Origin of the sequence: Streptomyces taklimakanensis, assembly GCF_009709575.1 — a bacterium.
In the GTDB taxonomy this organism is placed as follows: Bacteria; Actinomycetota; Actinomycetes; order Streptomycetales; family Streptomycetaceae; genus Streptomyces; species Streptomyces taklimakanensis.
Window position 1 is genome coordinate 4928926 of sequence record NZ_WIXO01000001.1, and the last position, 21464, is coordinate 4950389.

General features: G+C 70.2%; 16 protein-coding genes. 9 read left to right on the plus strand and 7 right to left on the minus strand.

Annotated elements, in window-relative coordinates:
• Positions 1–166: 166 nt before the first annotated feature.
• The 6 genes from F0L17_RS21670 (at position 167) to pglZ (ending at position 10580) form a co-directional block, all read left to right on the plus strand.
• On the plus strand, positions 167–997 hold the full coding sequence (locus tag F0L17_RS21670; protein WP_162466534.1) for a Scr1 family TA system antitoxin-like transcriptional regulator: 831 nt from the start codon (positions 167–169) through the stop codon (positions 995–997).
• Positions 994–1197 carry a DUF397 domain-containing protein gene (locus tag F0L17_RS21675; protein ID WP_155072366.1) on the plus strand — a complete coding sequence of 68 codons (204 nt, stop codon included), beginning with the start codon at positions 994–996 and terminating at the stop codon, positions 1195–1197. The genes F0L17_RS21670 and F0L17_RS21675 overlap by 4 nt, the downstream gene beginning before the upstream one ends.
• Before the next feature lie 310 nt (positions 1198–1507).
• Positions 1508–2383 (plus strand): hypothetical protein, encoded by an 876-nt coding sequence (locus tag F0L17_RS21680; RefSeq protein ID WP_155072367.1) that lies wholly within the window; start codon positions 1508–1510, stop codon positions 2381–2383.
• 313 nt (positions 2384–2696) lie between these two features.
• A complete protein-coding gene (locus tag F0L17_RS21685; RefSeq protein ID WP_155072368.1) occupies positions 2697–3353 on the plus strand; it encodes a class I SAM-dependent methyltransferase in 657 nt (218 codons plus the stop codon).
• Between the two features lie 412 nt (positions 3354–3765).
• Positions 3766–7656 (plus strand): BREX-2 system ATPase PglY, encoded by a 3891-nt coding sequence (pglY, locus tag F0L17_RS21690; RefSeq protein ID WP_155072369.1) that lies wholly within the window; start codon positions 3766–3768, stop codon positions 7654–7656.
• A complete protein-coding gene (gene pglZ, locus F0L17_RS21695) occupies positions 7653–10580 on the plus strand; it encodes a BREX-2 system phosphatase PglZ (protein WP_155072370.1) in 2928 nt (975 codons plus the stop codon). Before pglY ends, pglZ begins: the two co-directional genes overlap by 4 nt.
• A gap of 56 nt (positions 10581–10636) precedes the next feature.
• Here the strand turns inward: pglZ and F0L17_RS21700 are convergent, their stop codons facing one another.
• Both F0L17_RS21700 and F0L17_RS21705 read right to left on the minus strand, forming a co-directional pair.
• Positions 10637–10852 (minus strand): DUF397 domain-containing protein, encoded by a 216-nt coding sequence (locus F0L17_RS21700; protein ID WP_155072371.1) that lies wholly within the window; start codon positions 10850–10852, stop codon positions 10637–10639.
• A 344-nt stretch (positions 10853–11196) separates the two neighbouring features.
• Positions 11197–12966, minus strand: a complete 1770-nt coding sequence (locus F0L17_RS21705; protein WP_155072372.1) for a hypothetical protein — start codon at positions 12964–12966, stop codon at positions 11197–11199.
• Positions 12967–13388: 422 nt separating this feature from the next.
• On the opposite strand from F0L17_RS21705, the gene brxD reads away from it, so the two are divergent.
• A complete protein-coding gene (gene brxD / locus F0L17_RS21710) occupies positions 13389–14729 on the plus strand; it encodes a BREX system ATP-binding protein BrxD (protein WP_162466535.1) in 1341 nt (446 codons plus the stop codon).
• On the plus strand, positions 14729–16861 hold the full coding sequence (locus tag F0L17_RS21715) for a DEAD/DEAH box helicase (protein ID WP_155072373.1): 2133 nt from the start codon (positions 14729–14731) through the stop codon (positions 16859–16861). The genes brxD and F0L17_RS21715 overlap by 1 nt, the downstream gene beginning before the upstream one ends.
• Before the next feature lie 73 nt (positions 16862–16934).
• Here F0L17_RS21715 and F0L17_RS26850 read toward each other — a convergent pair whose 3' ends face one another.
• The 4 genes from F0L17_RS26850 to F0L17_RS21735 form a co-directional block, all read right to left on the minus strand.
• A complete protein-coding gene (locus F0L17_RS26850) occupies positions 16935–17660 on the minus strand; it encodes a contact-dependent growth inhibition system immunity protein (RefSeq protein ID WP_162466536.1) in 726 nt (241 codons plus the stop codon).
• 68 nt (positions 17661–17728) lie between these two features.
• Positions 17729–18943 carry a WXG100 family type VII secretion target gene (locus tag F0L17_RS27765; RefSeq protein ID WP_238419525.1) on the minus strand — a complete coding sequence of 405 codons (1215 nt, stop codon included), beginning with the start codon at positions 18941–18943 and terminating at the stop codon, positions 17729–17731.
• Positions 18943–19383: a WXG100 family type VII secretion target gene (locus F0L17_RS21730; RefSeq protein WP_338018169.1), complete on the minus strand. Its 441-nt coding sequence runs from the start codon at positions 19381–19383 to the stop codon at positions 18943–18945. Before F0L17_RS21730 ends, F0L17_RS27765 begins: the two co-directional genes overlap by 1 nt.
• Positions 19384–19736: 353 nt before the next feature.
• The gene (locus F0L17_RS21735; RefSeq protein ID WP_155072374.1) at positions 19737–20219 is read right to left on the minus strand and encodes a WapI family immunity protein; all 483 of its coding nucleotides are present in this window, start codon (positions 20217–20219) and stop codon (positions 19737–19739) included.
• Positions 20220–20580: 361 nt separating this feature from the next.
• On the opposite strand from F0L17_RS21735, the gene F0L17_RS21740 reads away from it, so the two are divergent.
• The gene (locus F0L17_RS21740) at positions 20581–20826 is read left to right on the plus strand and encodes a WhiB family transcriptional regulator (protein WP_155072375.1); all 246 of its coding nucleotides are present in this window, start codon (positions 20581–20583) and stop codon (positions 20824–20826) included.
• A gap of 35 nt (positions 20827–20861) precedes the next feature.
• Here F0L17_RS21740 and F0L17_RS21745 read toward each other — a convergent pair whose 3' ends face one another.
• Entirely contained in the window at positions 20862–21224 is a 363-nt protein-coding gene (locus tag F0L17_RS21745; RefSeq protein ID WP_162466537.1) for a hypothetical protein, read from the minus strand.
• Positions 21225–21464 lie beyond the last annotated feature (240 nt).

A 21464-nucleotide genomic window follows, 5' to 3' on the forward strand; every position in this document is an offset into this window, starting at 1 on the left:
TTCACAGGGCCAACGGTGTCGGACTCTGCGTAGCGTTGACCAGGAGTGATGCGCTGACGGGCAGGAGCTGTACACGCTGTCGGTGCGCTTGTACATGGTGGTGGGCGTGACCGATCCCCGGGCCCCGAGTTGGCCGACTGGGCGGTTGTACGAGAGGAGCTGCGGCGTGGACGACGAGGTTCAGCAGCCGGAGTACGAGGTCGGGAGGGGCATGCTGTGCGTGTTCGGGCGGCAGTTGAAGTTGTTCCGGGAGCGGGCGGGCCTGGACCGCGCGAGGCTCGGGTCGCTGACCGGGTACTCGGCCTCGACGATCGCGTCGTTCGAGCAGGCGAGACGCATTCCGCCGCCGAAGTTCATCGACCAGGCGGATGAAGTGCTGCAAGCAGGTGGAGTGTTGAGCGCGAGCAAGGAGGAGGTGGCTCGGGCTCAGTATCCGGCGTTCTTCCGGGACGCGGCCAAGTTGGAGGCCGAGGCCGGCGAGCTATTCGTGTACGACACCCACGTGGTGAACGGCCTGTTGCAGACAGAGGAGTACACGCGGGCTCTGCTGGAGATGCGGCGTCCGCTGCTCGACGAGGCGACTATCGAACAGCGCGTTGCGGCGCGGCTCGCACGACAGGAAATCTTCGACAGGTGGCCCGCCCCGTTGCTGAGCTTCGTCATGGAGGAGCCGGTTGTACGGCGACCGCTCGGCGGTGAGCAGGTGTGGCGTGGACAGCTTGAGCAACTGCTGCTGCTCGGACAGAAGCGGAACGTCGAGCTTCAGATGATGCCGCTTGACCGTCAGGACAATGCTGGTGTGGACGGCGCGTTTACCTTGCTGGTTCCAAGGCAGGGGCAACAGGTCGGTTACATGGAGGCGCAAGGACGGAGCACACTGGTCACGGAGCGAGATGCGGTCAATGCGCTGTCCGCGCGTTATGGGATTATCCGAGCGCAGGCTCTCACCCCGAGTGAGTCCCTGGCCTTCATCGAGAAGCTGTTGGGAGAGAGATGAACGCTGAAGCAAAGCGCGGTCCCGCGCCTGCGCTTGTCTGGGTCAAGAGCAGCTACAGCGGCGCTGAGGGCGGTCAGTGTGTCGAGGTCGCCGTCTGCCCTGGCAAAGTTCACGTCCGTGATTCGAAGGACATAGCCCGTGCCGCACTGGCCGTGGAACCCGCGGCGTGGGTCGCCTTTTTGGAGTTCGCGGCACGCTGACGGAGATGGCGCCGATAGCAGGGCCCTCCGGCGGGCGTGTGCTTGCCGAGGGCCCTGCGCATGTCCGCTCCCGCAACACCTTCAGCGGCCCCGGCGCCCTGCTCGCCGGGTGCCCGCGTCGGCGTGGGCCGCCACACCGACCAACGTCCTCCCACAGCCGCTCGCTTCCCGACGACGGGGGCGCCTCAACGGGTGGCGACCGGCAGCGTGGTGGACCCGGCCCGCACGCCACCGGCCCGCACCCGACGAGGCGTCACCGCAGTTGGTTCGGTCCGGCCCATGGAAAGCGGGGCTGTTGTAGGTTCCTGCCATGAAACAGGGCAAAGACATCGAGAATCCCGAGTCGCGCTTCTTCGCAGTGCTGGTGGCGGCGGCCAAGCTCCCCGGTGTGCGTATCCAGCGGGAGGCGTACCTCCGCACGGCGCTGGCGCGCCACTGTACCGAGGACGAGATCCGCCGGGCGATCGAAGAGACCCCCGCGGCGGCGGGTATCGCCGTCGACGTTCTGGAGAAAGCGGCCAACGACTCCATCCGCTACGAGACGGCCAAGGTCAGCGCCCTCTCCGCCGCCGCCGGGATACCCGGCATCCTCGCCCTTCCCGCCACGGTGCCCGCCGACACGGCCCAGTACGTCGGCCACATGCTGCGTATCGCGCAGAAGCTCGCCTATCTCTACAGCTGGCCCGATCTGTTCTCCGACGAGGGCGATGGCGTCGATGACGCGACCAAGGGGGTGCTCACTCTGTTCTTCGGCGTGATGTTCGGCACCAAATCGGCGAACGTTGGGGTGGGGAAAGTCGCGGGGCTGATGGCGGAGCAGGTCGCCAAGAAGCTACCTCAGAAGGCACTCACCCATGGGGTCGTCTACCCCCTGGTGAAAAGGGTCGCGGGTTATCTCGGTGTCAGGATGACGACACAGTCCTTCGCGACGACCGTCTCGAAGGCCATCCCTCTCGTAGGGGCTGCCGTTTCCGGCGGGCTCACCTTCGCGACCTACCTTCCGATGGCCAAGAGGCTCAAGAAGCACCTCGCCGGCCTGCCACTGGCGGAACCGTCACGCCGAGTGACGGAGGGAGACGTCATGGACGGCGAAGTCGTGGAAGAGCACGAGACCTTCGCCGCAGCACACGCTGAGCAGCACGGCGCGGACACCACTGCCCCCAGGCTGGAGGGTCCCAGGTCCTGACGCCGCGCGTACCCTCCTGGCGGCTCAAGGGAGCGGCCTTCCGCCTTCGACGGAGGCGCGGGCCGGGTCCGCCGGCGCTACAAGCACCATGCCCCGTTCGTCGAGCGCCGTCGTGACGGCCCGTGCCTGCGCTCGGCGGACTTCCTGAAGTCGATCGGTTTCGACATCGACGAGGAGCTGTGGGCGATCGACGGCACGGACTGCTCACCGTGTGACAACAAGGTCCCCGACAGTCACTGAACGGCCCCACCCTGGCCCCTGTCGTCAGTGCCCTGGGAGGACAGGGGGCCGGCCCCCGCGAAGAGGAATCGCCTTGCCCGCACAACACGACATCGCCGCCGAGACGGAGCTGTGGGACACGTTCGCCGCTTCCGCCTTCAGGGAGGACACGGAGCCGAGCTTCTGCTGGACCCAGTACGCCGGTCACGGACCCGGCCCGGAGCTGCTGGGCGACCCGCGCCGCGTGCTGGAGATCGGCTGCGGCACAGGCCGCGCCCTCGCCCACCTCGCCGAGCGCGGCGTCGCCGCTCGGGGTGTCGACCTGTCTCCCGTCATGGTGGAAAAGAGCACGGCCAAGTGGCACGGCACCGGCGCGGAGTTCGTGTGCTCCGAGGTGCTGGAGTACCTGAGCGAGCACGAGGAGGTGTACGACGCGATCTACTCGATCTTCGGAGCCGCCTGGTTCACCGACCCGGGCCGTCTCTTCCCCCTGGTCCGCCGGAGGCTCCGGCCCAGTGGCGTCTTCGTGTTCTCGCAGCCGCCGGCCATCCCCGGCGCGTACGGGCCGCAGGGCATGTACAAGGGAGGCTTCGCCGGAAAGGCGATGTTCACCTACCGCTACAGCTACCGGCCGGCCGTCTGGGAGCGCCTGCTCACCCGAGCCGGGTTCGTCACGGCCGACGCACGGGTGCTCGACGCACCTCACCCGGGGCACATCGGGACGCTCCTCGTGCGCGCGGTCGCTCCGTGACGGGCCCGCCCGCCCTGCCCTGGCAGCTGACCCTCGACGCGTTCGAAGGCGCGGTGCACGGAGGGCCGGTGGGCGAAAATACGTACGGCATAGGGGTGTTGGGAGTACCGATGTAGGGTGCTGTGCGCAGGCCGTACGGGTGACGTTCGGTACGAGGGGGACGAGGACTGCAGACGCCGCGAACCCGTTTGACCCGAACCGGCCGATGCCGTGAGCGTCGTTCCCGTCCGGTCGCCGCACGACCGGATCCGTTCTCGCCACCGGCGAGGACGGCCGGCCCACCGCACCGGCCATCCCTACCTCCGAGCCCCGTCCCACCCCCGGACCGGCTTCGGGTCCGGGGGGCGGATCCGGCACGACACCGTGTACGAGCAGCAGCACCGACCACCGTCAGGGAGAGCGAGAACCTGCAATGGCCCAGCAGCCCCTCCTCCGCGATGTCATCGACATCAAGGAGTCCATCTCCACCTCGGACTTCGTGCTGTCCCTCGCCGAGGCCACGACACCCGAGGGTGCTCAGCACGCGCTCAAGGACTACGTCGTCACCGAGCGGCTGCTGGAGAACTTCGACGAGGCGCTGGCCCTCATCAAGTCCGCGCTGGACGGGCACCGCTCCAAGGCGGCGTACCTGCACGGCTCGTTCGGTTCCGGTAAGTCGCACTTCATGGCCGTGCTGTACGCGCTGCTCAGCGGTCACCAGGCCGCCCGCGCCCGCACCGAGTTCGACCCGGTGCTGACCAGGCACGAGTGGCTGCAGTCGGACGGCAAGAAGTTCCTGCTCGTGCCGTACCACATGCTCGGCGCGAAGGCCCTGGAGCAGCGCGTCCTCGGCGGGTACGTGCACCACGTCAAGAAGCTGCACCCGGACGCCCCGACCCCGCAGGTGTACCGGACCGACTCCCTCTTCGCCGACATCCGCGCGCTCCGCGCCAGCACAGGCGATGAGGCCGTCATCCGCGGCCTGGGTGGCAGCGACGCGGAGGATGACGACGAGGACGAGTGGGGCGAGGGCTTCGCCTGGACCCCGCAGCTCCTGGACACCGCGCTCGCCGCCGAGGAGAGCCACGAGGCGGACGTCCCGCTCAACCTCCGCAACCCCTCCACCCCGGCCGAGCTGCGGGCCAAGCTGGTCAACGACGCCAGTACGAACCTCCTGCCCGGCTTCGCCAGGAACGCCGCCGAGGACGAGCACGGTTTCATCTCCCTGGACGCCGGTCTGTCGGTCATCGCCGAGCACGCCAAGTCGCTCGGCTACGACGGGCTGATCCTGTTCATGGACGAGCTGATCCTGTGGCTGGCCACCCTCATCCACGACCAGAAGTTCGTGGCGCGCGAGGCCAGCAAGATCACGAACTTCGTGGAGGGCGGCGACGCCCGCCGCGCCATCCCCGTCGTGTCGTTCATCGCCCGCCAGCGCGACCTGCGCGAACTGGTCGGCGAGGAGGTGTCCGGCGCGGCCGAGTCGTCCATCCAGGACACCCTGAACCTGGCCTCCGGCCGGTTCGACAAGATCACCCTGGAGGACCGCAACCTCCCGCAGATCGCCCACGCCCGCCTCCTCAAGCCCAGGGACGCCGAGGCGGAACGGCTCGTCGACGCGGCCTTCGAGCAGACCAAGCGGGTCGGCACCCAGGTCTGGGACACCCTCCTGGGCTCGGAGAAGGGCACCACCGGCGCGGACGCGGAGTCGTTCCGGCTGACGTACCCGTTCTCGCCGGCGTTCATGGACACCCTCGTCCACATATCCTCCGCGCTGCAGCGCTCCCGCACGGGTCTGAAGCTGATGGGCCAGCTCCTCGCCGACCACCGCAACGAGATACGCCTCGGGCAGCTCATCCCCGTCGGCGACCTCTACCCGGTGATCGCGCAAGGCGGCGACAAGCCGTTCACCGACAGCCTGAAGGTCGTCTTCGAGGCCGCCGACAAGCTCTACCGGACCAAGCTGCGGCCCTACCTGCTCAGCTCGTACGACGTCACCGAGGACGACATCGAGCAGTACCGCAACCGGCCCGAGTCCATCACCGACCCCAAGCGGCTGGGCGGCTGCCGCATGTTCGTCGGCGACAACCGGCTCGTGTGCACCCTGCTGCTGTCCGCGCTCGCGCCCAGCGTGCCCGCCCTGTCCGACCTGACCATCCGTCGGCTCGGCGCGCTCAACCACGGCTCGGTCCTCGCCCCCATTCCGGGCGCCGAGGTCGGCATCATCAAGAACAAGGTCGCCGAGTGGGCGGCCCGGTTCCCCGAGATCAAGGAGACCGGGACCGACGCCAACCCGGGCGTGCGGCTGGAGCTGTCCGGCGTCGACGTGGACTCCGTCATCGCCAACGCCCAGGTCAACGACAACCCCGGCAACCGCGTCGCGCTCGCCCGCCGTCTGCTCTCGAAGGAACTGGGCGTCGAGCACGGTCAGTTGAGCGACCAGCTCCACTTCACCTGGCGCGGCACCGCCCGCACCGCGGAGATCGTCTTCGGCAACGTCGCCGACGAGGACGAACTGCCCGACCACGACCTGATGCCGCAGGAGGAGGGCCGCTGGCGCATCGCCATAGACCTCCCCTTCGACGAGGGCGAGTGGGGCCCGGTCGAGGACGCCAACCGGATCCAGCGGCTGCGCGAGCGCCAACAGGGCGAGCGGTCCCGCACCGTCGCCTGGCTGCCCGCCCACCTGTCCGCGCAGCGCTTCGCCGACTTCCGGCGCCTCGTCGTCATCGACAAGGCGCTCGCCGACGAGCACCGCTTCGACACCCAGTACGCCGGCCACCTCAACGCCGACAACCGCAGCCGCGCCAAGGGCCTCCTGGAGACCCAGCGCGAAGCTCTGCTCAAGCAGGTCAAGGGCGCCTTCAAGCAGGCGTACGGCCTCGCCCGGAAACAGGCCGCCGACGTCGTGCCCGACTTCGACGACCACCTCGTCGCGCTGCCCGACGTCGACGGCCTCACCCTGTCCTTCGGTCAGAGCCTGCGCGACGGCATCCGGCACATCGCGGGCACGCTGCTCGCCCACCAGTACCCGGCCCACCCCGACCTCGACCCCGGCGCCACCGGCACCGCCGTCAGGCCCGTCGACGCCAAGAAGGTGTTCACCCACGTCCGGGCCGCCGCCGAGGCCCGCGACGGGCGCATCGAGGTCCCGGCCGCCGACCGCGGGCTCATGCAGCGCATCGCCGGGCCGCTGCGTCTCGGGCAGCAGAAGGAGGCGTACTTCGAGCTGTCCCGCTACTGGGCCGACCACTTCCGGCAGCTCGCCAGCTCCCAGGGCGTCACCGGAGACCTGTCCCTGATCACGCTCACCGACTGGACGGACAAGCCCGACCCGCGCGGCCTGCCCGACTTCCTCGCCCGGCTCGTCGTCGCCTCCTTCGCCGAGATGGACGACCGGGTGTGGGTGCGCGGCGGCACCGTCCTCGACCCCGCGCCCGAACTGTCCGCGATCAAGGACCACGACGCGCTGCGCAGCCAGCCACTGCCCGCCGAGTCCGACTGGGACACCGCACGCCGGCGCTTCGAAGTGATCTTCGGGGAGAAGCCGCCCGCGCTGCGGCGCGGCCGGATGGTCAACCAGTTCGCCCGCCAGATCATCGACGTCGCCCGCGCCCACCGGGAGCACGCGGCCGACCTGGTGCACCAACTGGAGACCCACGCCTCCTTCCTCGGCCTCGACCAGACCGCCGACACCGGCCGACTCGCCCTCGCCCGCCGCTGTCTGCACCTGCTGGACGCGCTCACGGCGGAGGCCGGCAAGGGCGCGGCCGGGGCGAAGAAGACCGTGGAAGCCCTCGCCTCGTTCGACCTGGGCGAGACCAGCGCCGACCGGTACGGCACGTCCATCGTGCAGGCCCGCGCCGTCGCGGAGGCCATCGCCTCCGCGCCCTGGGACACCCTGGAACTGGCCGCGGGACTCGGCCCCGAGGGCGAGGCGTTGCTCGACTCGCTGCGCGGCATCGCCCGCGACGACCAGCGCACCGCCGATCTGCGCGACGCCCTCATCCGCACCCAGCGCGAGGTCGTCGCCCTCATCAAGCGCAGCCAGGCCGCGGTCGCCCCGCAGCCCCCGCCCGCCAGGCCCCAGGACAGGGCCGACGACCAGCCCCTGAGCACCCCGTCCAGCGACCCGCGGATCCCGTACACCCAGACGCGGGAGACCCCCTCGCCCTCCCCGGCGAGCGGCGGCACGGCGCGGAAGTCCGGACGCCGCAGTACGACCGTGCGCCGGGCCGCCGCCGAACTCCAGGCGGAACTCTCCGAACTGGCGACCCGCCACCCCGACGCGACCATCGAGATCACCTGGCAGGTCGTCGAATGACGGACACCGCCACCGCCGCACCGGGCGCGGTCCGGCTGAACACCGCGACCGTCACCCAGTACCTGTCCTCCCAGACGCACCTCGCCGCCTCCCTGACGGGAGACGGCGGGGGCAGGCGCCGGGTCGTGCTGCTGCGGTCCGCACCCCGGTGGGACGGCCCCGCCGAACCCGTCTGGGGCGAGGGCCGCACGGCCGGCGTCGCGGTGGCGCCGTCCCCGCTCGCCGTCCACGAACTCGTCCTCGACCACCTGGCGGGCCGCCGCCCCGGCCCCGCCGTGCTGGTCGTCCTCACCGACCGCGAGCAGCACGAACTCGACCCGGCGATCCTCGCCCGCGTCCACAAACTGCGCATCGACACGGTCGACAGCTGGGAGGTCGTGGGTGAGGCGTTCGGCGCCCGGCAGATCGACCCCCGGCTCAAGGACGTCAACTGGGCCGCCGAGGCTCTGCTCGACGCCACTCCGCCCGGCGGCTGGCCGTCCGTGCCCGGCGGCTGGCTGTCGAGGCAGTACGCCCTCACCGCGCTCGCCCAGCGCCGCCTGCGCCTCGGCCGCCACGACACCGAGGGCGGCACCCACCGACCCGGCGACGACCGGCTCGACGCGCAGGCCCTGCTGCACTGGTCGACCCGCCCCGGCGCCCCCGAACGGCTGCTGGGCCTGCGCGGCCCCGAACGCGCCGGACTGACCGCCTTCCTCGGCGAGGAAGACCAGGCGGGCCTCGCCGGACGCGCCCTGCTCGCCCTCGTCGACGCCGAACGCGGCGCGGACGCCGCCGCCTTCGGCCTGGTGTGCGCGGCCCTGTGGCAACACGCCGAGCCCGCCCCCGACACGTACCGGGCGCGGGGCCGCGCCGAGCGCTACTTCGGCGACCAACCCCCGGCGCTCGGCGACCAGCTCGACGCCCTGGTGACCGTCTTCGGCCGGGCCGCCGAGGAGTACGTCACCACACTGCTGGCGGCCGGACACCGCACCGGCGGCGCCGACGCCGACCGGGCCCGCGAGGCACGCCGCACCACCGGCACCGTGCTCGACCGGGCCGCCGCGCTGGCCCGCCAGTTCGGCGCCGAGCAGGCCGTCACGGCGAGCCCCGTCCTGCGCGGCGGACTGGAGGCCCGGTTCACTGCCGTCGGCCGGGCTCTCGCCGCCGGCGACCCGGCCGCGGTGGCGGACGCCGTACGGAAACTGGAGAGCCACCGGCTCGCCGCCGAACCGGAGGAGTCCGCCCGCGTCGAACGCGCCCGCATGGGGCAGCGCCTCGCCGGCTGGCTCGCCACCGACCCGGCCGCCGACACGCCCACCGTCGCCGACGCGATACAGCGGCACATCGCCGAGACCGGCTGGGCCGACCTCGCCCTGGAGCACATCGAGGCAGGTGGCGACCCGGACCCCGTCCTCAAGGCCGCCTACGACACCCTCGGCACCCGCGTCAGGGACCGGCGCCGACGGATCGACGCCTCCTTCGCCCGCTCCCTGGCGACCTGGACGAAGGCCGGCACCCAGCCCGGCTCCATGCTCACCGTCGAGACCTTCCTCGACCGCGTGGTCGGACCGATCGTCCGGCGCGGTGAGGAACGGCGGGTGCTACTGCTCGTGCTCGACGGCATGAGCGCGGCCATCGCGAACGAACTCGGCGAGGAACTGCGCCGCTTCTGGGCGGAGTTCGATCCGCTGCCCGAGGGTGGCGCCCCGCACCGGCGGGCAATGGCCGCCGCCCTGCCCACCGTGACCTCCGTGTCCCGCACCTCGCTCCTCATGGGCACCCTGACGAAGGGCACCCAGGCCGACGAGAAGCGGCTCTTCCCCACACTGAAGCTGTGGGGCGGGGCCCCGGCCGCCGTGTTCCACAAGGACGACCTGCGCACCGAGACCGCGGGCGACACCTTCGGTCCGGCGCTCACGGAGGCCCTCAACGACGGCCGGACCCACGTCGCCGTCGTCCTCAACGCCATCGACGACCGGCTCGCCAGGGAGCAGAAGCTCGGCGACGGCGCCTGGCGGGTCGACGACGTGCCCGGACTGCGCGACCTGCTGCGGGTGGCGGCGGCCCAGGGCATGGCCGTCCTCCTCACCAGCGACCACGGCCACGTCGTCGACCGGCACGGCACCAGGGTCGACCCCGCCGCCGCCCCCGCCTCCGCCCGCCACCGCCTGCCCGGCGGCGGACCGCTCGCCGAACGGGAGATCGCCCTCACCGGGCCGCGCGTGGTGTGGCCCGAGCCCGGCGCGTCCATCGTCGCCCTGTGGGACGCCGACTCCCGCTACACCGCCCTCAAGGCCGGCTACCACGGCGGGGCCTCCCTCGCCGAGTTCACCATCCCGGTCCTCGCCTTCCTGCCGTTCGGGGCGGAACCCCCCAGGGGCTGGCGGGAGCTGGGCGACCAGCGGCCGGTCTGGTGGGCACCGGAGGAGGCCGGGAGGACACCGCTGTCGAGTGGGCACACCGCCCAGCCGGCGGTCGGCGCGGCGACCCCTACCGCTCCCAGGAAGCCGGCGGGGAAGCCCCAGAGGAAGCAGGCGGAACTCGCGCGGACGCACGAAGCGCTCTTCGAGGTGGAGCCGGCCGCCGGGGGAGACGACGCCCTGCTCACGCCGACGGTCGTCTCACGGGCCGAGGCGCTCGTGAAGGCGCTGCTCGACTCGGAGACGTACCGGGCGCAGCTCGGCGGACTGGCCCGCAAGCCGCAACAGGAGCAGGTCCACAAGGCGCTCGCCGCGCTGCTCGACGCCGGCGGCACCCTGCCCGTCACCGCCCTCGCCCAGCGCGCGGGCATGCCCACCAGCCGGGGCGACGGTTTCGCCGCCGTCCTGCGGCAACTGCTCAACTACGACGGCGTGCAGGTCCTGGAGACCCTGCCGGACGGCCGCACCCTGCGGCTCCATGAGGCGCTGCTGCGCGAGCAGTTCGCTCTCGGAGCGGGCTGACGACACGACCCGGGGTGCCTCGGACCTTGGTCCGAGGCACCCCGGCTGGTCCGTCGTCAGACGGCGTTCTCCCGCGCGTAGGCGGTGAACGCGGCCCACTGCTCCCGGGGAAAGGCCGGCACCGCTTCCGCCTGTGCCTTCGAGTCCCGGACATGGACGGCGCCGGGCGCGAGGGCGACCTCCACGCAGTCGCCGCCCCCCGAGCCGCTGTGGCCGCTCTTGCGCCAACTCAGTTCGGCTTCACCGTTTCCGGGGCCCAGTTCAACGATCATGCTGCGGCCTCTCCTGCCAATCTCCGGGGCAAACGTGCGGACTCCTCAGGGCTCAGTGCCTGCGAGCGGGCTTGCCATACCGCAAGATGCCGTACCGACCCATACCGACCCGTACCGCGGCCGTACCGCGCCACCGGGTAAGGCCGTCCGATCTGACTCGGACCGTCCGCGCGACGAGACGGTCATTCCATGAAGTCGGTCGACACGCAGACCGGGACGCCCCCGGACATCCCACGGTTCACCATCAATCTCGGCAATACCGGACGCGGGGCGCGCCTCACCCGGCGTCTCGCGGTCCAGCAACCGGAGACTCGGAGAGTCCCGTACGGCAGCTGGTCCGGTGCCTACTCTGCATCGCAGGTCATGGCATCGGACCCAGCCGGTCCTGTAGACCTCGTGCCAGTGCTTTCGCTCTTCTTGCCGACCTCGACGGAAGCGTGGCGCCGCCGTTGAAGCGCATCGCGTTCAACGTCCGGGATCGCCATCGACTCGGCGAGCACGGCGGCGAGCGCGTCCACTTGAGTGTTGTCGATGTCGGCGCGGAAGAGCCACCGAACGTTTTCGTCGCGCGTGATGAGGTCGATCGCCGAACGTGTGCTTCCGTCCTGTGCGGTCGCTGCGCGGACGTATCGCACCCGGTCGATCGGGATGTCCTGGCGGATCTCGCCTTGTTCGAGGAAAGCGTTCGTCCTGGCCGTGATGATGCGGCGATCCGTGACGGCGACCAGTGTCCTTGTCGCGGCCTTGTCCACCACCGCTGCCAGCTTCTCCCTCGCCCCACCGAGAATCGCAGAGACTGGGCCATGGGCATCGAGCTGTTCGGGGAAGCCGAGGACACGCAGGATTTCACCTCTCTCCAGGAACCACCGCAGGATGCGAAGGTACGGATCGAGATCCAGCGATTCGGGTGCGCAGACGACACCCGGAGTGCCGAGCGGAGGAACCGGCGGCCGGAGAGCATCGGCAAGAGGCTCGATCGCCTCCAGAAGACGGGCGGAGGTCTGGCGGGCCGCCTTCAGGTCCTTCCGTTTTCCCGTCAGTGGCCGTGCGTCGGGTCCGGGGAGCTCGGCGATGATTCGCAGCTCCCGCGTCAGCGCGTCGACGAGGCTCTTCGTCTCGGCGAGAGCGGAGTCGAGTTCCGTACGAGTGTCGCGCGCGATGACGTCGGCGAGCCGTGCCTCGGCAGCGTCTTCACGCCCAGCGACTCTGGCCTTTCCGGCACGAAGCGCCTGATACCCGGTCCATGCCTTGACGGAGGAGAGAAGGGCGTAGGCGTCGAAGACGATTGCCTCGGCATTCGTCCGAAGGTACTCGTGGCGGCTGCGTGTATCGGGTCGACCGATCTCCCCGACGTGGTCGCGGACGTTCCCCCGGTAGAGCTCAAGCTGCTTGAGCAGTGACGCCCCACTACCCGCGACGTCCTCCCACAAGGAGGTTGTGACCGATTCGATCTCTCGCGCCTGCTCGACTGCGCGGTCGATGTTGGCGACGAGCCCCGTCAGTTCGGCCCACTGCTCCTTGCGAATGGTGGTGAGCACCTGGCTTGTCAGTGCGACGTTGGTCCTGACAAGGCTCGTGACCTCACTGAGCTGCATCTGAAGGGCGACCATGGCCAGCGCCGGCCCGAGTGCGGCCGCGGTCTGCGCCGCGCTTACCGCGGTTACGGGGATGAAGCGAGCCTGACCGATGATGCGGCCTGGAAGCATCACTGCTCCGAGATTCGCACCGTCCTTGACTGCGAGTGTCGCGCCGGACTTCAACAGGGCCTGTGTCGTGTCGCTGATTCTGTAGAGGCCCTGCACGCCGGCGAAGGCGTTTCCGAGGTTGCCGGCCGCGGTCGCCGTGTCCCCGATCGAGGCGAGGACTGTGGAGATCTGCTTGCGGTCGGCGGTCGGCACGAGCCCGAAGTCGATCAGATCGGGCTTGAGTTCCGCCGGGACCTCGCCGAAGACGACGGCAACCCCCGGGAGCACCTCCGCCAGGATCGTCGATGCCGTCATCGAGTCGATGTCCGATTCGGGTGTCGGGTCGCCCACAACAGGTGAATCGGCGGTATCGCTCTGACCGTTCTCCACAGGATCGGCGGTTCCCATCGAGTCCGAAGGGTCCTGCATGTGGCTTCCTCCCCGCGAGGGCGCGCAACGGCCAGACGTCGTCGGCGTTCGGTGTCGAAGTCTACGGCTCGAGCCCTGTGGTCCGGCGCGGATTCCCCACCCCCGGTCTGGGCTGGTCAGATGGAGGGTGGGGGTGGCTTGGACGAGGCTGGTGATCCGGGTGGCCCGGACGTCGTGGACGGCGCCGGGCAGAGCCGGACACGTCGACGCCGGACGGGCGAACAAGCACATGGAACCTCTGAGGAGACGGTCCTCTGGGTCGAAAACCCGTTCACCAGGGCTTCACCACGTTGTCAGCCCTACTGCCGAGCCCGCGCGTCAGGTTGGAAAGGGTTCAAGGCGATCCCACACCGCAAGGAAGCCTGGACCCATTGGTACTCCACCGAGGTGTTGGCGTCCCGGGGAATGGAAGACTGGTCCCCGTGAACACCGTCGGACCCACGCGCCCCGCCCAGGTCAGTGCCGCCCGCCGCCGCACCGTCATCGACGCGCTGCGGCGCGGCGCCGTGCCCGAGAGCGGACTCGACCTGCTGGCCACCGGACTCGACCGGTTCGAGGCGGCCTTGGACGCGGAACTGGACGCGGTGGCGTCCGGCGGGTCCGTGTTCAAGGCCGTGCGCGGCGAGTACGGATCCGGCAAGACCTTCTTCACCCGCTGGCTGGGGGAACGGGCCAAGCGCCGCAACTTCGCCGTGGCCGAGATCCAGATCTCGGAGAACGAGACCCCGCTGCACAAGCTGGAGACCGTCTACCGGCGACTCACCGAACGCCTCACCACCTCCAGCTTCCCGCCCAGCGCGCTGCGCCCGGTGGTCGACGCCTGGTTCTACGCACTGGAGGAGGACGCCCTCGCCGCCGGCGCGACCGAGGAGGAACTACCCGGCGACGTGGAGAAACTGCTCGTCGCGCGCCTCGCGGAGGTGTCCCGGCACGCCCCGTCCTTCGCCACCGCCCTGCGCGGCTACCGGTCCGCCCTCGCCGACGGCGACGAGGCGACCGCCGCGGCCGTCCTGGCGTGGCTCGGCGGCCAGCCGCACGTCGCGGCCTCCGCCCGCAGGGCCGCCGGGGTGCGCGGCGACCTCGACCACTTCGGAGCCCTGGGCTTCCTCCAGGGACTGCTCACCGTGCTGCGCGACTCCGGGCACGCCGGTCTCTTCGTCGTCCTCGACGAGGTGGAGACGCTGCAGCGGGTCCGTTCCGACGCCCGCGACAAGGCGCTCAACGCGCTGCGGCAGCTCATCGACGAGGTGCACTCCGGGCGCTTCCCCGGCCTGTATCTGGTGATCACCGGCACGCCTGCTTTCTACGACGGGCAGCAGGGCGTCCAGCGCTTGGCCCCGCTCGCCCAGCGACTCGCCACCGACTTCACCACCGATCCGCGTTTCGACAACCCCCGCGCGGTGCAGATCCGGTTGCCCGGATTCAACCAGGAGTCCCTGGTCGGCCTCGGCGTCACCATCCGCGACCTGTACGCGGCAGGAGCCGCGGCGCCGGAGCGGATCGGGGCGGTCGTCGACGACGCCTACGTCGCCGACCTCGCGCGGGCCGTAGGCGGGGCGCTGGGCGGGAAGGTCGGGGTGGCGCCCCGGTTGTTCCTGAAGAAGCTCGTCGGCGACGTCCTCGACCGCGTCGACCAGTTCGACGATTTCGACCCCCGGCAGCACTACCGTCTGACCGTCGCGAGTCGGGAACTCACCGATGTGGAGCGGAACCTGGCGGTGTCGGGCACCTCCTCCGCCGACGACGTCGACCTGGAGCTGTGATGACGGCGGCCGGTGGCACGGCCGACCCGGCGGAGCGGCTCGATCCCGTCGTGCTCCACCACATCGTCAACACCCTCGGCTGGCCCGACCTACGGCCTTTGCAGAAGGCGGCGATCCCACCGTTGATGGACGGCGAGGACGCTGTTCTGCTGGCCCCGACCGCCGGCGGCAAAACCGAGGCGGCCTGCTTCCCGCTGTTGTCCGCGATGGCGGAGAGGAAGTGGACCGGCACCTCGGTGCTGTACCTGTGCCCGCTCAAGGCGCTGCTCAACAACCTCGTCACCCGTGTCGATTCCTATGCCCGGTGGTTGGGGCGACGGGCCGCGCTCTGGCACGGCGACACCACGGAATCCCAACGACAGCGCATCCGCACCGACCCACCGGACATCCTGCTCACCACGCCGGAGTCCCTGGAAGCGATGCTGATCGGTTTCACAACCGATCACGCACACCTGTTGGGCACCCTACGGGCGGTCGTCGTCGACGAGGTGCACGCCTTCGCCGGCGACGACCGCGGCTGGCACCTGCTCGCCGTGCTGGAGCGGCTGGAGCGGATCACCGGACGCCCCGTCCAGCGCGTCGGTCTGTCGGCCACGGTCGGCAACCCGCACCACCTGCTGGAGTGGCTGCAGGGATCGGGCAGGGGGACGCGCCTTGGTCGGGTCGTCGCTCCCGAGGCTCCGGCCACACCCGGCGGGTCACGGCCCGCCGGCGAGGTCGAGCTGGACTACGTGGGCTCGCTGGAGAACGCGGCCAAACTGATCGCCGCACTCCACCGGGGCGAGAAGCGACTGGTCTTCTGCGACTCGCGCAGCCAGGTCGAACAGCTCGGAGCGGCCCTGCGGGCGCGCGGGGTGACCGTCTTCCTCTCCCACGCCTCCCTCTCCGTCGACGAACGCACCCGCTCCGAGCAGGCGTTCGCCGAGGCACGGGACTGCGTCATCGTCTCCACGTCCACCCTGGAACTCGGCATCGACGTCGGCGACCTGGACCGCGTCGTCCAGATCGACTCGCCCGCCACCGTCGCCTCGTTCCTCCAACGCATCGGACGCACCGGCCGCCGCGCCGACACCGTACGCAACTGCCTGTTCCTGACCACGCGCGAGGAGTCCCTGCTCCAGGCGGCCGGGCTCCTCCTGCTGTGGGGACGCGGCTGGGTCGAACCGGTGACCGCGCCGCCCGAGCCGAGCCACCTCGTCGCCCAGCAACTCCTCGCCGTCACCCTGCAGCAGCACAGACTCGGTGACCGGCTCTGGCCCGAGCAGTGGAACGGTCTCGCCCCCTTCGACCGCTCGGCCGCCCCCGTCCTGCGGCACCTGCTGGAGGAGGGCTACCTCGATCGGGACGGCGGGATGCTGTTCGTCGGGCCGGAGGCCGAACGACGCTTCGGGCGACGCCACTTCATGGAGTTGACCGCCTCCTTCACCGCGCCGCCGCAGTTCACCGTGCTCGCCGGGCGCCAGGAGATCGGCCGGACCGACCCGTCCGTCCTGACCGAGGAACGCCCCGGCCCCAGACGACTGCTGCTGGCCGGACGGAGCTGGCAGGTCACCTTCGTCGACTGGAAACGCAGACGGGTCTTCGTCGAACCAGCCGACGGCGGCGGCGTCGCCAAGTGGACCGGCGGCGGCATCGCCGGGCTCTCCTACGAACTGACACGAGCCATGCGCGAGGTGCTGCTCGGCGTCGACCCGCCGGTGTCGCTGACACGTCGAGCCGAGGCCCGGCTGTCCGAGGCGCGCGAGGCCGATGCCCCGGACAGGGTGCACCCGGGCGGAACACTGGTCACCCGGGCCGGAAACGACACGCGCTGGTGGACCTGGGCCGGATACCGGGCCAACGCCACGCTGGCCGCCACCCTCCCGTCGATCGCCGATCCGGTGCAGCGGCCGGACGACCGCAGCGTCCGACTGCGTGAGGACCTGACCCCCGAGATGTGGCGCGCGGCCTTCGACAGCGTGGGCGAGCACCTCGTCTTCCCCGACGTGGACCCCCGGGCCGTGCGCGGACTGAAGTTCTCCGCCGCCCTCCCCGAACACCTCGCCGTCGCCACGGTCGCCGCCCGCCTGGCGGACTTCGACGGTGCGCGGGCGGTGCTCGCCGAGCCGGTGCGCTTCCACCACCCGGGCTGAGCCGGCCGGAGGCCGTGTGCCTCCGCGCCTTCAAGGCGAGGGCCTGCGGGCAGCGGTTCGCCTCGCTCGGCGTTCACGCGGAGGCTCGGGCGACGATGTCACCGATGTCCCGGATCCACTGGCGTGGCGTTACGCCCGTCGGCGGCTCGGCCGTCAGCCCCAGGGAATCGGTTGCTTCGGCCAAGCGTTCGTCGCTCTCCGCGAGGCGCAGGAGGATCCTCAGCTCGTCGACGAGTTGCCGCTGCTCCTCCTTGCTCGTCGTCGCGATGTAATCGTCAATGGCTTCCTTGTGTGGCGAGTGTTTATGCGTGAGGGATTGGTGGAGATGTACGCTCAGCAGCCTGTGTACGGCAGGGAATCGTGCCTTCCAATCCACCGGCTCCGCTCTGGTCGATGAAGCCGTCCGCTTTGGGCTGTTGAGGATGCGCATGACCTCGTAGGTCACTTCCACAAGCCTCTCGTCATCGACGTCGAAGGTGTCGGCCGTCGCCGTGCGAACCTTCTCCGTGAATTCCTCCGGAAGGCGAAGGTGGTACCTGAGCAGATAGAACTCGAGGTCCCTCCGCCAGATCCATTCGCCGTCGGTGTGGATGGAGCCACCCCCGAGGACGACCTCCCCGGAACCGAGGACGTCTTCGGCGACCCCCATGGAGGAGAAGATCTCGTGTCCTCTCCTCAAGTAGTCGGCGGCCTTGTCCTCCAGAATTCCGGGTTCGTCCGTCAAGAAGTCCCGTATCGATCCGGCGGGTTTCCCTGCGCCCGTCGGCCAGAGCTCTTCGTAGCAGCCGAGAATCTTCATCGACAACGCGTCTCTCAATCGTCATTCTGTGACGGGGAGGAAGGTCCTCCAATAGCCGTCGTGGAGGATCACCGGTTCCTGTCCGGGGGCAGTTTGGGGAACACGCCCACTTCGTCCGTGGGGGCCTGGACGGGAACGCCGAGTCGATTCGCCAAAGCCTGGGCGGCAGGTATCTCTCCACTCCCCTGGGCCACGGTTCCGGAGTGACATGATACGAGGCGGATGGGTTCTCCATTGTAATGTGGATTACTTTTGACGGCCTCGGCGATGTGCGTGGGGTTGACCTCACCCGGCGGGAAGTCGACACCTGCTTGATTGGTGCGCCCGGGCATGAAATACCCCTTGTTGTTCCCGTGGACCACTACGTCATGGTAGCCCTCTCGCGGACCCACCAGATTCGTGTTGAGGGTTGTGTTCCTGTCATAGCCGACGGTCGTGGAGCCTTGCCGGTAGTACACATGGTCGCCGGTCCACAGGACGGCGTCGCCGGGTGTCTTCGGTGGCACCGGGATCTTCGACTCCGGGGAGTTCCTCGCCGCCGCCGATCGACGCGTCCCCATGAGTTCGGCGTACCGAGGAGACCACGGGACGCCCGTGAAACTCCGCACCGTGCCGTACCCCGCACCGAAGGCACCGCCAAAAAACATGCCGTCCTTGGCGGCGTCACCGACCTGGTTGAGGTTGAAGCCGTCCTGGAGGCCGGCGTGGATGCGCATGGGCTGGGCGACGGCGAGGTTGACCGCCACGGACTCCACACCGCCGAAGGCGGCACCGGTCAGGGTGGTGGCGGCGATGCGGGCGGCGTTGGCGGAGACGGCCACACCCAGGGACGCGGCGAGTCGGGTGATGGTCGTCGCGGCGGCCACCGCCGCGCCCGATGCTGCTCCGGCGGTGACGACGGCCAGCCCGATCCCGGCGACGATGGTCGCGGCGGAGATCGCGATGTGGGTGTCGATCTCGTTCTTGACGTCCTCGATGTCGTTCGCGAAGTCGTCCAGGGCGGTGGCCATGTCGCGGGCGGCCTGCTCCAGGTCGTTGAGCCAGCCTCGGCCGCCGTGGCAGTAGCGGTGCCAGAAAACCTCGAAGGCGTCGATCGCCTCGCCCCGGTTGTTCTCGATGAGGGCGCCGGCCTTGCCGCCTGTGGCCTGGCGTACGTCTTGGACGGTGTCGGCGAAGTCCCGCCAGGCGGTCGCGGCATCGCGTAACTTGCCCTCGTCGGCGTCGGGCCACCACATGCCCATCGTCTCGACGAGCCACTCCTTGGCCTCTTCGAACGCCCCCATCAGGGCATTTCCTGTCCTGACTCTTGATGGTGGGCGGAGGGTTGCGGGGCGGGCGGCGCGTAGGGGCCGTAGGGCTGCTGGTCGGCGGGGGGCTGGGGCGGGAAGGGGCCGTAGGGGGCGGGAGCCCTGGTGAACATGCCCTTGATGGCGGCCTCGTTGTCCACGTGTCCGTCGGCCATGTCCTCCATCGCCCCGTGGATGCTGGCCAGTCCGGCCACCAGGATGCCCACGGAGCGTTCGATGGTGGTGCGGTGCGGTTCGTAGGAGTCCCCGAACGTCCGGCCCTGCTCGTCCCCACCCCAGGGGGCGCCCAGCGCATCCAGCTTCTCCTTCAGAGTGGACGCGGCCTGGCGTAACTTCTCGCTCTGTGTGTGGAACGTCGGCGCGGAGGCTTTCAGGTCCGCCGTCGATATGTCCAGCACCCTCTTGCCGTCGCTCACAGAATCCCCTCCCCGTACCGAAGTCACAGTCGACGTCACACTAGCGGCCGGAAACGACAGGCCGTCCGGAGCCGGCCGGACAGCAGCAGTCGCACGGCCCGGCACAACAGCGACGGGCAACCCGGTTCGAATACCCGAGTGTTCGTATGCGAACGCGTCGGGCCGACCCATGGGCACCGACCGGTGCGCCGAAACCGTCCAGACCCGCCCGGCCGGCCGGCCGGGCGGGCCGAAGAATCGACCCCCGGACCCCGCCACGATGTCGGACGGGCCCTCGCCACCGGTCGGCCCCACATCCGCCCCGCCCTCCACAACGTCGGGACCAAACCTCGACGCACAGGGGAACCGCTGCCTCAGCGCGGGGGAAACCGCGCAAGGTGCCGGTCCCACTCCTGCGCTGCCCGCATCAGTTCGGCCCGGTCCGTCTCGACATCGATCACGTATTGACGGAGATCCGGATCCTCGTCGTGCCGGTGTCGCGGAGGCGCGGCCTCAAACGAGAGGTGGACTCGTAGCGCTCCCGTGCCGTCGTGCCACCGGACCTGGCTGAAAGCGAGGACCGGTTCGAGGAAGGAAAGGTCCGGGAGGAGGTGTCCCTCCGGATCCGGCTTCGCATCCGGCCTACGCCCGTCCGCGACAGCACGCAACCATGCGGATACCTCATGAGCCTCGTCGACCAGCAGGCACGGGTCGGCGAAGGACCAACTGGTCGCCGGTGTGGTGACTTCGGCCCCGATGACGAGCCAGTTGTCGTCCCAACGGTCGCCCCTGGCTCCTGAGAACTGGTAGCGGAGCGGCCGCAGGACGATGCCGCCTGCTCGGTCGGTAAGTCGCATGGCCGGAGGATGCCACATCCCGCGGATACCCCGGATGTCGAACGCCAGGTGGGGGAGACGTGGGTCGAGGTCGTCGCTGCCCGCCGTCGGGCTGTGACACCCCGATTCGTCCCCACCGTCCAGGAGTGGTCACACGAGGCCCGGGGCGGGACACGCCCGGTTGCGAAACCCCGAGGGAAACGGGGGTGGGAGCTGGAAGGGTGGGCGTGTGACCGGAGGTGACGGTGGCGGGCGGTACCGTTCGGGCGGAATGGACGGCGTCTCCCGGCGGGAGGGTCGGGTGAGGCCCGCGGGCGGCGAACCGCCGTGCGTTGATGTGCTGTTGATCGTTCATTGATTCGTGGCGGGCAGGCTTCCCCGCATGGCAATCGACTACTCCGGTCCGGTGCGGCAGACAACCGGTTGGTGGGAGCGCGCGCTGTGCGCGCAGATCGGCTCCGAGCCCTTCTTCCCCGAGCCGGGCAGAACCCCGGTGGACGCCAAGAAGATCTGTCAGTCGTGCGAAGGGCGCGTCGAGTGCCTGGAGTACGCCCTCACCCACGACGAGCGCTACGGCGTGTGGGGCGGGCTCTCGGAGGAGGAACGCCGCAGGCTCAAGCGCGCCTGAGGCGACGGTGGGAGGTGGCGCGCCGTCGAGGGGGATCAGACGGCGCGGTAGCCGTCGATCGCGTCCGCGTACGGGACCAGGTGCGGGGCGAGTTCCCGCTCGATCAGCTCGGCGTCCCGCTCGGGGACGGTCAGGGCGGTGCGGCGCAGGCGGACGCTCCGGGACGCCGGGTCGGGGAAGACCGACAGGCGCGGCACGAGGTCGCGCAACACCCGGCCCGCGCGGAACGGTGCCAGGGCCTCGATCTCCAACGCGCAGCCCTCGGTGAACTCGCGGTCACCGAACCGCACGGGTTCGGGCAGGACGCGGACCGGGGCGGCGACTCGCGCCCGCGCCATGATCCGGCCGAGGCCGCGGGTGGGGTTCCGGAAGCAGCCGCGGGTCGTGTAGAGCAGCACCGTGTCGCCCTCGACGAGCGGGACCGGGGCGCCGGCGGCGAGGTGGTCCGCGAGGTGTCCGGGACTTCGCGGCGATGTCCCGGGAGTTCCACCGGGCCGAGCGGCTGTGCCCGGACGCCTCGGACGTCGTGCCGCCCACGATCCGACGGATCTTCCGCGGGAAGGCGTTGGAGTTCCTCGCCGAGCCGCGGCAGGATCCCCGTCGACTGCTGGAACGGATCCAGTGGGTCGTGGACGGCC